Source organism: Dietzia sp. HMSC21D01 (assembly GCF_001815995.1).
GTDB classification, from domain to species: domain Bacteria; phylum Actinomycetota; class Actinomycetes; order Mycobacteriales; family Mycobacteriaceae; genus Dietzia; species Dietzia cinnamea.
In genome coordinates this window covers 1-11825 of record NZ_KV823819.1, presented here as the reverse complement: position 1 = coordinate 11825, position 11825 = coordinate 1, and the positions used below count along the sequence as shown (strand labels likewise).

At 69.4% G+C, this 11825-nt stretch carries 17 protein-coding genes and 1 pseudogene; 7 read left to right on the top strand and 11 right to left on the bottom strand.

Translation table 11 applies throughout. From position 1 onward, the window contains the following. Positions 1–587 (bottom strand): arsenic resistance protein (locus HMPREF3086_RS04795; RefSeq protein WP_371441653.1); only part of this gene is annotated, 587 nt, incomplete at its 3' end. 85 nt (positions 588–672) lie between these two features. On the opposite strand from HMPREF3086_RS04795, the gene HMPREF3086_RS04790 reads away from it, so the two are divergent. Continuing rightward, complete coding sequence (locus HMPREF3086_RS04790; protein ID WP_246830907.1) at positions 673–1398, top strand: AraC family transcriptional regulator; 726 nt, start codon at positions 673–675, stop codon at positions 1396–1398. A gap of 367 nt (positions 1399–1765) precedes the next feature. On the opposite strand, the gene HMPREF3086_RS18895 is transcribed toward HMPREF3086_RS04790, so the two are convergent. Beyond that, entirely contained in the window at positions 1766–1906 is a 141-nt protein-coding gene (locus HMPREF3086_RS18895) for a hypothetical protein (RefSeq protein ID WP_168169055.1), read from the bottom strand. Between the two features lie 50 nt (positions 1907–1956). Here HMPREF3086_RS18895 and HMPREF3086_RS19875 point away from each other — a divergent pair, with 50 nt between their 5' ends. Continuing rightward, positions 1957–2421 carry a DUF1622 domain-containing protein gene (locus HMPREF3086_RS19875; protein WP_371441652.1) on the top strand — a complete coding sequence of 155 codons (465 nt, stop codon included), beginning with the start codon at positions 1957–1959 and terminating at the stop codon, positions 2419–2421. Here the strand turns inward: HMPREF3086_RS19875 and HMPREF3086_RS04780 are convergent. Next, positions 2351–3595, bottom strand: a complete 1245-nt coding sequence (locus HMPREF3086_RS04780; RefSeq protein ID WP_070720457.1) for a methyltransferase — start codon at positions 3593–3595, stop codon at positions 2351–2353. The genes HMPREF3086_RS19875 and HMPREF3086_RS04780 overlap by 71 nt on opposite strands. Before the next feature lie 251 nt (positions 3596–3846). Between HMPREF3086_RS04780 and HMPREF3086_RS18430 the strand changes: the two genes are divergently transcribed. After that, the gene (locus HMPREF3086_RS18430) at positions 3847–4125 is read left to right on the top strand and encodes a hypothetical protein (protein ID WP_181365974.1); all 279 of its coding nucleotides are present in this window, start codon (positions 3847–3849) and stop codon (positions 4123–4125) included. 90 nt (positions 4126–4215) lie between these two features. Here the strand turns inward: HMPREF3086_RS18430 and HMPREF3086_RS18890 are convergent, their stop codons facing one another. Next, on the bottom strand, positions 4216–4635 hold the full coding sequence (locus HMPREF3086_RS18890) for a hypothetical protein (RefSeq protein WP_168169054.1): 420 nt from the start codon (positions 4633–4635) through the stop codon (positions 4216–4218). Between HMPREF3086_RS18890 and HMPREF3086_RS18420 the strand changes: the two genes are divergently transcribed. Then, a complete protein-coding gene (locus tag HMPREF3086_RS18420) occupies positions 4625–4813 on the top strand; it encodes a hypothetical protein (protein WP_109148945.1) in 189 nt (62 codons plus the stop codon). The two genes, HMPREF3086_RS18890 and HMPREF3086_RS18420, sit on opposite strands and share 11 nt — an antisense overlap. Before the next feature lie 401 nt (positions 4814–5214). Here the strand turns inward: HMPREF3086_RS18420 and HMPREF3086_RS04760 are convergent, their stop codons facing one another. The 4 genes from HMPREF3086_RS04760 to HMPREF3086_RS04745 form a co-directional block, all read right to left on the bottom strand. Next, on the bottom strand, positions 5215–5583 hold the full coding sequence (locus HMPREF3086_RS04760; RefSeq protein WP_070720449.1) for a HepT-like ribonuclease domain-containing protein: 369 nt from the start codon (positions 5581–5583) through the stop codon (positions 5215–5217). Further along, positions 5580–5909 (bottom strand): nucleotidyltransferase family protein, encoded by a 330-nt coding sequence (locus HMPREF3086_RS04755; protein WP_070720447.1) that lies wholly within the window; start codon positions 5907–5909, stop codon positions 5580–5582. The genes HMPREF3086_RS04760 and HMPREF3086_RS04755 overlap by 4 nt, the downstream gene beginning before the upstream one ends. 80 nt (positions 5910–5989) lie before the next feature. Further along, positions 5990–6412, bottom strand: a complete 423-nt coding sequence (locus tag HMPREF3086_RS04750) for a DUF302 domain-containing protein (protein ID WP_070720445.1) — start codon at positions 6410–6412, stop codon at positions 5990–5992. 71 nt (positions 6413–6483) lie between these two features. Continuing rightward, complete coding sequence (locus HMPREF3086_RS04745; RefSeq protein ID WP_007626356.1) at positions 6484–6741, bottom strand: metal-sensitive transcriptional regulator; 258 nt, start codon at positions 6739–6741, stop codon at positions 6484–6486. A 160-nt stretch (positions 6742–6901) separates the two neighbouring features. On the opposite strand from HMPREF3086_RS04745, the pseudogene HMPREF3086_RS04740 reads away from it, so the two are divergent. Beyond that, positions 6902–7313, top strand: a pseudogene (locus HMPREF3086_RS04740) (TSUP family transporter); the annotation flags it as partial. A gap of 154 nt (positions 7314–7467) precedes the next feature. On the opposite strand, the gene HMPREF3086_RS04735 reads toward HMPREF3086_RS04740, so the two are convergent. The 3 genes from HMPREF3086_RS04735 to HMPREF3086_RS04725 all read right to left on the bottom strand — a co-directional run bounded on the left by HMPREF3086_RS04735 (position 7468) and on the right by HMPREF3086_RS04725 (position 10474). Continuing rightward, positions 7468–7758, bottom strand: a complete 291-nt coding sequence (locus tag HMPREF3086_RS04735) for a type II toxin-antitoxin system RelE/ParE family toxin (RefSeq protein WP_070720443.1) — start codon at positions 7756–7758, stop codon at positions 7468–7470. Next, positions 7755–7988, bottom strand: a complete 234-nt coding sequence (locus HMPREF3086_RS04730) for a type II toxin-antitoxin system ParD family antitoxin (RefSeq protein WP_070720441.1) — start codon at positions 7986–7988, stop codon at positions 7755–7757. The genes HMPREF3086_RS04735 and HMPREF3086_RS04730 overlap by 4 nt, the downstream gene beginning before the upstream one ends. Before the next feature lie 368 nt (positions 7989–8356). Next, a complete protein-coding gene (locus tag HMPREF3086_RS04725) occupies positions 8357–10474 on the bottom strand; it encodes an NAD(P)/FAD-dependent oxidoreductase (protein ID WP_256386772.1) in 2118 nt (705 codons plus the stop codon). Between the two features lie 331 nt (positions 10475–10805). On the opposite strand from HMPREF3086_RS04725, the gene HMPREF3086_RS04720 reads away from it, so the two are divergent. Beyond that, positions 10806–11372 (top strand): DUF6230 family protein, encoded by a 567-nt coding sequence (locus HMPREF3086_RS04720; RefSeq protein ID WP_070720438.1) that lies wholly within the window; start codon positions 10806–10808, stop codon positions 11370–11372. Further along, positions 11356–11742, top strand: a complete 387-nt coding sequence (locus HMPREF3086_RS04715; protein ID WP_070720436.1) for a DUF6114 domain-containing protein — start codon at positions 11356–11358, stop codon at positions 11740–11742. Before HMPREF3086_RS04720 ends, HMPREF3086_RS04715 begins: the two co-directional genes overlap by 17 nt. The last annotated feature ends 83 nt before the right edge of the window (positions 11743–11825 follow it).

The window sequence follows — 11825 nt, the reverse complement described above, 5'->3', positions numbered from 1 at the left end:
CCGGCCGGGCCGGCAGCGCGACCGGAGGCCGCGCGTTGGGTGGCCGCCGCGGCGGCCAACGGCAGCGAGATGAGGAGGAGGAACGCCTCGACGAACGGGCCGGGGTCCACCGCGTCGACGAACTCGGCGCCGAGGAACGCCCACAGGTACAGCGGCAGCAGCACCATCTGGGCGAGCATGAGCAGCGGCGTGGCCGCCAGCAGCCGCCGCGTGTCGGCCCCGGCGAGGCCGGAGAACACGAGGACGTAGTCGATGCACGGCGTGAGCAGGACGAACAGCACGCCCACGAGCAGCACGCGGTCGTGGGCCACGACGCGCGAGAGCAGCCAGACGATCGGCGGGACCACGACGAAGTTGACCACGCCGATGGTCACGAGGAAGCGGCGGTCGCGCAGGGCCCGGCCGACGTCGGCGAACGGGATCCCGAGGAACGTCGCGTACAGCAGCAGCGCCAGCACCGGCTGGATCGCGAGCTCCGCCGGGCCGGCCACCGCGGGCACGAGGAGGCCGACGATCCCGCCGGCCACGAGGCCCGCGAGGTACAGCGCCACCTGGTGGGCCTCCATCCACTCCACGCTCGAGCGCATGGCCCTCCCCTCGCCGCGCAGCCGCGGGTCCGTCCAGCGCGTCCGACCGCCGGACCCGCCCGGCAACAGGTCTACCCTGGAGCCCGTGGAGACGCGGACGCTGCCGGTGTGGGAGCCGCACTCGCATCCCACGCACGAGCTGCTGTGGAACCGCGCCGGCGCGTCGACCGCGACAGTCGGGGCCCGCACGTGGACCATCACCCCGTCCGTCGGCCTGTGGATCCCCGCCGGCGTGCTGCACTCGGCGACCGCACCTGCGGGCACGTGGTACCGCACGGCTCACGTCGACCCGCGTACCGACTCGCCGCTGCCGGGCGGGCCCGTCGCGGTGGAGATGACACCCCTGTTCACCCTGCTCCTCGAGCGACTGGTCGACCAGTCGCTCGAGGCCCGCTCGCGCGAGCTCACCGAGCAGATGGTGTTCGACCTACTCGAGCCGTCCCCGCACGCTCTGCTCGTACAGCGTCCAGGTTCGGAGCTCCTCCGGCCGATCGTCACCGCACTCGAGGCCAGCCCGGGCGACCCGCGCTCGTTGACGGAGTGGGCGGCGCGGCTGGGTGTGAGCGAGCGGACCATCACCCGGGCCTTTCGCGCGGACACGGGGTTGAGCTTCGGCGCCTGGCAGGCGGCCTTCCGCGCGCAGCAGGCCGCGCTTCTCCTGGGCCGCGGGATGACTGTGGACGAGGTGGCCGCGCGGGTCGGGTACAGCTCCGCCAGCGGGTTCGGCGCGGCGTTCCGCCGGACCACCGGCCTGACCCCGGGCCGATTCCGCGAACTCGGGGTGTCCGAAGCGCTACATCGCGCGTCCTGATCAAGAGATTGCGCCGCTGACCAGCGTCGTCGTACCGTCTTAGGGGGTGCGGGAGGCCTGAACTCCGGGCGCGGCTCTCGCCCGGGCGGGCGATCTCTGCAGAGAGCCAGCACGAGTGCCGCCGGATACGCTGCCCCTCTGCCCTACGCTGCCTTTTTGCACGTTTCGACCGGGCTCACGCTGGCGGGATGGACCATTCTCGCAGCGCAGGCCGATGCGGCAGCGCATCCGGGCGGTGGTGTGATGCCGGAATGCCCGCCCGCGGCCCCGCCTCGAACTCTGGTGTAGCTACTGCGAGAAAGTTCCCGCCGAATCGCAGTGACTACACCAAAAATAGGCCACGTCAGGACCCGATCGGCAGGCCCCGTCAGGACCCGATGCCGAACCTCGCCGCGAGGAAGGGCAGCCAGCCCATGCACTCCGGGGTCAGGGCCATGCAGGCCGCCTCCCCCGGCCCTGGGCCGAAGATGAAGCGCAGCGGATTCTCGAGCGAACCGGTGGGGATCATGATCTCTCTCCTGGGGATCGGGACTGATCTACCCTTCCGGAATATCAGATGTGTGGGCGGACGCGCGAGTGCGGGAAAGGGCTCGCGGAGCCCCGGAGGGAGACTGTGTGGAGTTCCAGGAGATCCTTGTTCCCGCCGACATCATCAAGACGGTGGCGGTGACCCCGACGTTGGAGAGCGTGGCGGTACTGGCGGCGATCGTCGTGATCCGGACGTTCCTCAGCTGGTCACTGGAGCTGGAGATCTCCGGCCGGTGGCCCTGGCAGAAGTCGCGGGACTCCGAGGCCGCGCCCCCCACGGGCGCCACGTCGACAACCGGGGCCTCCACGCGATGTGGGCGCCGCCTCGACCACGCAGCCCGACTGAGCCATCCGAAAAGGACACCGCGCCGAACCCCGGGCATGCACACCGCGCCCCTGCTTGCGACCGGCTTCCTCATCAGGGCTACCCGCGCGCTGCGGCGCTCGGACTGGAGCCCCGCGCGGCCAGCCGCCACAGGACAGTCCGCTCCTTAGCGCGGGCGGCGTGCAGCGGGTCGGCGGTGTCGGCCGCGCGGGAGTGCCTCGGCGTCGTCTCGTGCGTCCCGACCACCGTCAGGCCCGCGTCGGCGACTCGCGCGAGCAGCTCGTCGCGCGTGCGCAGCCCCAGGTGCTCGGCGAGGTCGGACAGGATGAGCCACCCCTCCCCCTGCGGCGTGAGGTGCTCCGGCAGCTCAGCCAGGAAGCGGTGGAGCATGTCGGAGTCCGGATCGTAGATCCCCTGCTCCAGCGCCGAGGTCGGCCGACCGGGGATCCAGGGCGGATTGCACACCACGACGTCGGCACGCCCAGAGCGGTCGACCACCTCGTCGTCGTCGCCTGGCCACAGGTCACCGCGCACAACGGTGACGCGGTCCTCCAACCCCAGCCCCCGCATGTTGCCCCGCGCGCACTGCACGGCTCGCGGGTTGATGTCGGACGCCACCACCGCCCGGGCACCACGCCGCGCCAGGACCGCGGCGAGCACCCCGGTGCCGGTGCCGATATCCCACACGACCGGCTGGTCGACGCCCGGCGGCCACGGCGCGTCGGCGACGAGGTCGATGTACTCGTCGCGGGTCGGGGCGAAGACGCCGTAGGCGGGGTGGATGCGCGCGCCCAGCGCCGCGATCTCGATGCCACTGCGGTGCCACTCGTACGCGCTGATCACACCCAGCACCTCGGGCAGCGAGACCAGCGTCTCCCCGCCGTGCGTCCCGGCCTCGTCGGCGCCGCCGGGCGGCGGGCCATAGGCGTGCACGCAGGCGTCGCGCACGTCGGGCGCCCGCCGCAGGCTGATCGAGTAGTCGGGCTCCAGCGGGACGAGGATCCGTCCCAGGATAGTCGCCCGCTCGGCGCGGGCCCTGCGGTTGGCGCGGAAGATCTCGCCGGGGTCGGAGCTCTGCGGTGCCCGCGACGCGCGCTTGCCCAGGCGCCGGTCGAGGGCGCGCATGAGCTGGCGGGCGTTGTGGAAGTCGCCCCGCCACAGCAGTCCGGTGTCCGATCGGATGAGCTTGAGGGCCTTGTCCGCAGCGATGTCGTCGTGGATCACCACGATGCGTCGGGGTGCGGAGGCGCCGTTCCCGGAGCGCCAGGCCGCGGTGCGGTCGGTGTCGTTCTCGCGCCACTCGACGGTCGTCGGGGCGAGGTCGGTGGCGCGGTGAGTGGGCACGGGGCCATTGTCTCAGGGGGCGCGCACCGAAGCCGACCTCACGGCCCTCGAACTCCCTCCCACTCTCAGCTTGTAGCTGGTAGGGGGGCTTGCGGCAAGAGCCGCAGGTACGCGGGCACGGTCCACAGGTCCCCGACGAGGTCGTCCGCGTCGATCATCGGCCACGCCCGGTACAGCGCGCGGCGGAGCCCCGGGTCGGCAACGTCCCGGAGTCCGTGCGCAGCAGAGGGGTGCCCGTAACCTACGGCCGAGTGGAGGATTCGCCCCGAGTCCTCGACGACTGGCTCGCGGCTCACCCCGAGGGCGTCGCGTGCGTGATCCGCGCTGCCGGCTCCCCCGGCGTCGAGCGGGCCTTCTCGGACCGCGTCCGCACGCTGACCCCGGCCGAGGCCAAGGGATTGGAGTTCGACCTCGTCGTCGACCCCGAGTCCTTCGGCTCGGGCGACACCGACTCGGGCATCACCGGAGCGGTCGACCGGTACGTGGCGAAGACCCGCGCGACGCGGCAGTTGATCGAGCTCCGGCCGTAGCGATGACTGCCGTGGTTCAGTGCCTCATTGTGGTGACGAACGCGTGGTAACGGGTTTAACATTCTCCCACCACCCCGCGCGCCGGCCTCCTCAGCCCGAGGGAGTCACGCGCTTCCTCGTGAGGCTCGATATGCACTCTCGCATCGCTGCGGCACTCGCCGCTCTCGCCCCGATCATCTTCCTCCTCGCCGCCTGCAGCGCAGACGATCCGGCGCCCACGCCGGCTACCGTCACCACCACCGTGCAGGCGTCGACGACAGCCAGCTCCACCGAATCGACGTCCACCACCGCCAGCTCCAGCGAACCGCCGCCGAGCCCGACGGCAGCAGCGTCGGCCGCCGACACGTGCGGGGCCGTCGGGTACCAGGGGGCGCCCGGCCACGAGAGCCCCCACTGCCTGGGGAAGCAGATCGCGTCGTGCGGCACCGCGAACCACCAGACCGGTACGACTTTCTTCACCGATGGCACATCCGGGTGGACGCAGACGTGCCAGGACCAGATGCTCGCCACATATGTCCCACCGCCGCCCGTCCCGACCTTCGATCAGGAGGCGTACAACCAGCAGTTCGCCGAAGAGTACTGGCGGACGCACCCGAGGCCGACGTTCGACCCGGACTCGGCCGATGGCTACGGACCTGACCAGGAGCTCCCGCCGGCGTGCCTACGACTTGAGGGCGTGGACTGCTGACACCGCAGGATCACCCGGCGGGCGGGATCGGTGTCTGCTGGTATAGCGCCAGCCGCCACCGCCCGTGACGGCGCCTGTACACGGTGGACATCAGTGCGTGGAACTCGTCGCCGTCGCCGCGGGACCTCCGCACGGTCCAGTACTTGACCGTGGGCCAGGACCATCACCCCGTCGGGAGTCATGAGGCCCCCGTAGAAGTCGGCCCCCGAGCGGTCGCCCAACGAGGACCACCCTTGGTGCTCGAGCTCCAGAAGTTCCGCGATGTCCACGCCTTCACGATAGGCGCACATGACCGTCATTTTCTCTGGAAGCTGGCAGCACTACCGCGCCTTCGATCCTGGCGCCGGCGGCTACCAGCGCACGGCCGGGCTCGTGGTCTGAAGCGGGCTCTGTGGGACGAATCAATCGTCGAGGCCGGTGCCGGCGCGTCGATCTTGCTCGGGCGCGTGAGGTCTCAAGGCCTCGGCCAGTGGAGGCAGGTGTGTCATCACCACGTCGCGAACCACGTCGGTCTCGACGCCGAAGTACTGGTGAACAAGGATGTTGCGGAACCCGCGAATCTGCGGCCAAGCGATTTCCGGATGCGCGTCCCTAATCGCAGGAGGCAGGTGGTTCACGGCCTCCCCGATAATCTGAAGATTGCGCTCGATGGCGTCCTCCGCCATGAAGACGAGATCTATGTCCTCATCATCGAGGCTGGCAACATACCTCCGGCAGCGATCAATCGCCTGCAGGATGTCGCCGATGCGCCGATCGGTCTCGCGAGTCATATCGCCACGGAGTCGCGGATCGCAGCGTCGGAGATCGGACGTTTGAGCAGCTGGGCTGGAAAGATGTCGATGTTATCGCGGCCGAAGAGCGTTCGGACTTCCTCCATCAATCCAGAAGCCCGCATCAGAAGATTGCCGTCGGCCGGGTCCATGTCGACCACGATGTCGATATCGCTTTCGCCATGGGCAGTGCCGCGGGCGACTGAGCCGAACAGTCTCGGCCTGGTCGCCGAGTACTTTGCGAGCAGGGCTCGAAACTCATCACTACGCGCCTCGATCAGCTCGCGCAGTACGCGAGACTCAGAATTCGGGGCGGTGCTCGTCATGCGCCCAGGGTACCCGCCGCGCCCGGCCGCTGAGGGCTACCAGTAGGCCGCCGACACGGCGAGGGTACGGCGCGCCCGGGCTAGCTGCCGGGGGCGGCTTCGCTGATCGCCGACCGCGCAGCACGCAGCCGCACGTCGGCATCGTCGGCGACCTCCCGCACCTGAGGACTGCCGCTGAGCTGGACCATGGTCTGCGGGTCGATGGCCTCGATGGTCGTCTGCTCGGCGTCCTTGCCGCGGCGCACCACGACGTTGCACGGCAGCAGGGCGCCGAGCTCCGGTTCGGCGGCCAGCGCCTTGCTGGCCAGACCGGGGTTGCAGGCTCCCAGGATCGTGTAGGCGCCCACCTTGTCCGCGGCCTCGTCACCCAGCTTGGCGGCGAACGTCGCGTTGACGTCGATCTCTGTGAGAATGCCGAAGCCATGCTCCGCCAGAGCAGCGCGCGTGCGCTCCATGGCCTGCTCGTAGGGCATGTCGACAGTGACAGTGCGGGTGTAGGTCATGACCGACTCCTTCGATATCTCTTCGACGGCGTTGTGGTATCCCCGGCTCGGGGGTGTAGAGGTGCGGCGGGTCAGGCCAGGGAGAGGAACAGCTTCTCCAGATCCTTCTTGTCCAGGGTCCCGTCCGGGTTCGTCAGGCACTGCTCGAGACCGCTCGCGATGATCGCGAAGCCCGCCCGATCGAGGGCCTTGGACACTGCCGAGAGCTGGGTGACGACGTCCTTGCAATCGCGACCGTCCTCGATCATGCGCACGACGGCGGCGAGCTGGCCCTGGGCGCGCTTGAGGCGGTTGAGTGTCGGCGTCAGTTCAACTGTGTCGAGTTGCATCGGGCCCCTTTGGTCGACGAGAAGGCACCACTGACTATACCCCCCGGGGTGTTTCCCGCGCATCTACGACGAGGACCTCACTTAGGCCGGGTACGTCCTCGGCTGCCAGGCGAAGAACGAGGCGATGGTGGTGGACGCCCGCCGCGACATCAGCGAGCACCTGGCGCCGGCCCTCGTCCTCCTGGCGGGTCTGCCCATGACGGCCGGTGTGGCACATCCCTGCTCGTCATCGCCATGAAGTCCCTCGCTGGTCTCGGCGGCTACCTCACCTCGGTCAGCCTCGACTGGCCGCTCGTCGCCGCCGTCACCTCGCCGCCATCGCCGGCTCCTTCGTCGGCATCCGGTTCAGCTCCGTGATGCCGGAGGGGGCGCTGCGCAAGGGCTTCGGGGTATTCGTCGTGCTCATGGGCGCGTTCGTTCTCTCGCAGGAGCTGCCGTTCCTCGCCGGACCGATCATTCTCGGCGTGATCGCGGTCCTGGCCGTGGGAGCGGCGGTCTGCCTGCTCGGATTCAAGGAGCGTTGCACACTGGGCACGTCTGCGGCCCGCGAGCGGAGCGGCGTCTTGGCGTGACAGTCCTCGAGTGGAGGCCGCCCGGTTCGCCGGGCGGTCTTCGGTCGATCAGGGTGGTAGCAACTTACTACGGCGTCTCCACCCCGCCGAGCGGCCCAGTCGGGGCAGGACATTGCCCATCGCCACCGTCCATGAAGTCAGAGAGCGCTCCGAGTTATAGGTGCAACGAGGGATCCATGCGCTGGTGCAGAATTCGCACCACGTCGATCCCGTACGCGCTCTCGACGAAGAACAGTAGATGGCCGCCAATGCCGTACCGGCGATAACCCGCACGGATCTCGTCGCAGGCGCGGCCTCGACGGGGGTCCTCGGCCACTCGTTCAACCGCCGCTCTAATCTCCCCGATGCACCTCTCGGCTTGCCTGACATCCCGGTGGGCCTCTGTGTAATCCCAGATCGAAGACAGGTCGCGTTGGGCGGCCGGAGTGAGCCTGTAACCGGTCACGCCTTCTTTGCCGCGATGAACGCGTCGAAGTCGAATGGTTCCGCAGCCCCGCTGGCTTCACCCTCGGCGAGTGCGCCGCGGAGGGCAGCCAGCCGCGTCTCCTGGTCCTCGAGCAATCGCAAGCCCGCGCGGACGACTTCACTAGCTGATCGGTACCTACCCGAGGCGACCTCTCTGGCGAGGAAGTCGGCGAAGTGGCTGTCCAGACTGATGGACGTGTTCTGAGCCATGGCCTCACAGTACCAATTTTTGGTAGATGTATGCGCCCGGGCAGGCCTCGAAGGCGATGTGCGGTAATCCGCAGGCTCAACCGGGTCTCTCGACGAGGTAGTAGCGATGCGTCGCGATCGAAGAGCCGACAATAGGCCGAGTTCGCTCCAGCTGGACATAGCCGAGCGGCGAGCCAACTCGGTGGGCGGGACGTTCGCCTACCGGTAGCCGAACGCCCACCACCTAGTGTCGCCTCCGCGCTGACTAGCGCACAACCACGGAGTCCGATATGGCCTCGCTCGCTTGACCGACTGAATCCGTTCGGCCGCCAGCTGCACAACGGAGGCCGCCCGGCGAACCGGGCGACCTCCGCTGTCGAACGACTAGCTCAGCCGACCGACGCGACCTTGAACGCCGAGTGGATGGCGCCGTGGATGTAGCCCACCTCGCCGGCGTCGCCCACGACCTCGCAGTCGATACCCGCGGCGCGCAGCTCGTCGGCTAGCGGCGCGGCGGCCATGGTGCCGTCGGCGTAGATCACCATGTCGGCCGCGGCGGACTTGGCGTTGCCCTTGGCGTCGGTCCACTCCACGCCCGACTCGGTGATGCGGGTGACGGACACGCGGCGCTGGATGTCCACGCCGTGCTCCTTGGCGTGCCGCACCGCGGTCCACCGGCGCGGCATCGCCAGCGGCAGACCCAGCTGCTGCGACTCGTGCAGCAGCGTCACGCGACGGCCACGCTCAGCGAGGAACTCGGCCAGCTCCAGGCCCACCAGCGATCCGCCGATCACCACGACGTTCTTGCCCATCGGCAGCGCGATCTTGGTGAGGTTGCGGATCCACGACGGCCGCTTGGTGATGGTCGACAGCTTGCCCAGCCGCCCGACCAGGCGCAGGAACAGCCCGGCCTCGTCGGCGGTGGCGGTGCCCAGCATGGTGTTGCGTAGCGAGTCGCCGGTGTGCACGTGCGGCAGGTCGCCGCCCGGGATGGCCGGGGCGGGACGCTTGGCACCGGTCGCCACGATCACCCGGTCGGCGCCGAGCGAACGAATCGTCTCCACGGTGGCCTCGGTGTTGAGGCGCACGTCGATGCCCAGCCGGTCGATCTCGGCGGCGAAGAAGCGGATGAGCGGCTCGTTGTCCGGCGTGGTGAGGGTGGAGAACCACATCGTGCCGCCCAGCCGGTCGGCCTTGTCCAGCACGGTGACGCGGTGGCCGCGCTCGGTGAGGACCACCGCGGCCTCGAGCCCGGCGGGTCCGGCGCCCACCACCACGACGTGCTCGCGCTTGGGCGCGGGCGTCAGCGGCAGGAGCTTCTCGTTACCCAGCGCCGGGTTCACCGCGCAGAAGGGGGTGTCGTCAAAGAAGTTCTCGGCCACGCAGAGGTAGCAGTTGATGCACGGCCGGACCTCGGCCCGCCGCCCAGTGGCCAGCTTGTTGGGCAGGTCCGGATCGGCGAGCAGCTGCCGGCCCATGGCGGCGAAGTCCACCTTGCCGTCGTCGATCGCCTTCTCCGCCACCTCGGGCAGCATGCGTCCCACGGCGATGACCGGGATCGACACGGCCTTCTTCACGGCCGCGGCGTTGTCCAGGTACGCGCCGACGGTGTCGGGCAGGGGGCCGTCGGTGAAGTTGTCGAAGGGGTTGCGGCCCCAGCCGGTCACGTGGATGGCGTCGGCGCCGGCCTTCTCGAACAGCTGCGAGGCCAGGATCGCCTCGTCCAGCTCAAGCCCGCCCTCCTGGCCGTACTCCTCGCCGGACACGCGCACCAGCACGGCGAGGGAGTCCCCCACGCGCTCCTTGACGGCCGAGATGACCTCGCACGCCAGCCGCGCCCGGTTGACCAGCGACCCGCCGTACTCATCGGTGCGCTGGTTGTCGCGCTTGTTGAGGAACACGCCGAGGATGTAGCCGTGCGCGACGTGGATCTCGATCGCGTCGGCGCCGGCTTTGGCGATCCGCTCGGCGGCGTCGGCCCAGGTGCTGATGAGCCAGGCGATGTCGTCGGAGTCCATCTCCTTGTAGACGGTCTTCTTGCCGCCGGTGGCGGCGCCCATCTTGCCGAGCTCCTCGGGGGTGCTGTCGGCCAGCGCGGACATGTCGTAGCTGTAGTCCGGCTCGTTGGGCGCGATCACCGGGCGGTCGTTGGCCACGTCCACGCGCGCGACCTTGCCGTGATGGGTGGACTGCACGCACAGCTTGGAGCCGGCCGCGTGCACGGCGTCGGCGAGTGCCTTGAGGCCGGGGATGTACTTGTCGTCGGACAGGCCCGGCTCCTTGAGCGAGGCGGCGCCGACGGGGAACGCGATCGCGCACGCACCGGTGATGATGAGCCCGGCGCCGCCCTTGGCGCGGGCGACGTAGTGGTCGATCTCCGACTGCTCGATCTCACCGTCCTCGGAGACGTTCATGTCCATGGCCGGCAGGACGATGCGGTTGGGGGTCTCCATGGGGCCGATCCGGCCCGGCGAGGTGAGACGGGGGAACGAGGTGCGGGTAGTCACGGTAGTGAGAATACGCCCGTGTTGACGCGTGTCAGAACTTTGTGGGGAATCCAGGTGGGAGGAGTTCCCTCGCCGCGCGGGGGACGTGCTACGGGCGACGACGACGAGGGGCGGGCGCGGACCGGTGGGCAGTGGCTGCGGGGGCGCGCTCTGCCGCTGCGGCGGTCTCGGTCAGGACACCGCTCCTCCCGCGGCGATGAAGATGGCGAAGGATGCCTAGGCACTCGCGGTGCGGGTCCCCTCGGATGAGAAACGTATGAGTACGCTCAATGCAGCCGCGGACTCGTCCGCTCGACTAGACAACTGACGGTGCTGAAGGAACGAGGACCGGGTGGGGCACATCAGGTACGGCAGGTTCGCCGCGCTGTCCGCCGCAGGCCTGCTGGTGGCCAGCGCCGGCGCGGTCGTCACCGCGCAGACCGGCCTCAACATCTCCGCGGGCGAACTGGTCGCGAGTGCCCAGGTGAGAGGTCTGAACGCCGGCCACACCTCGATCCAGGCAGGACACGGAATCCTCGATGCTGCGGAAGATCCTGTCGCGATGGTGATCATGGAAGACGTCCGCATGAACTACGTATGCGCGCGGATGAAGAGCGTCAACGTCCCGTTCCTTGGCACCGTCACCATGACGGCCGTCCTCCCCGAGGACGCGGACATTACCGCGGACAAGCTGACCATCGACTCCGCGCTGCTCTCCGGGCCGATGGCGCTCGACGAGATGATCATCGGCGCGGGCGCAGCCGAGCCCACCCCGCGGTCCGGAAGCGCAGCCGTCGGCCTGTCCTCGGGCAGCCTCACCGCAGGGCACCTCGACGTGGAGCTCGCCGGCCTCCACGCCACCCGACTCACCTCCTCGACCATCGAACTGCGGGCGGAGCGCGGTGAAGCCAGCTGCTGAGGCACCCGGTCGAGAGATCCACCGGGCACAGAAGGGCGCGGATCGCCCCGTCGCTGCAGCCGTACTCCAGATCGCCTCCGGGGTCGTCGTCCTCGCGGTCGTCCTGGGAGTCGCCTCCCTCGACGGCCTGGCGATCAGCTTCTCTGCCACGTCCACGCCGATGGCTCTCTTCATCGGCTGCGGTCTCATCGCCTGCGGGGTGTCGACCTGGGCTCAGCCCACGACCCGCATCCTGACCGGCCTGCTGGGTTTCGCCTTCTCCCTCGTCGCACTCCCGGGCGCGAACCTCGGCGGGTTCATCGCCGGGACGGTGTTGGGAGTGCTCGGCTCCGCGGCGGCGTTGGCCTGGGCCCCGGGCGATCGACCGTAGAACATGTAGTAGCCGTCTGCACGTCCGGAGAACACGATCTGGGCCGCTGCGCTGACCTGACTTCCACAAGTTTTAGTGTCACC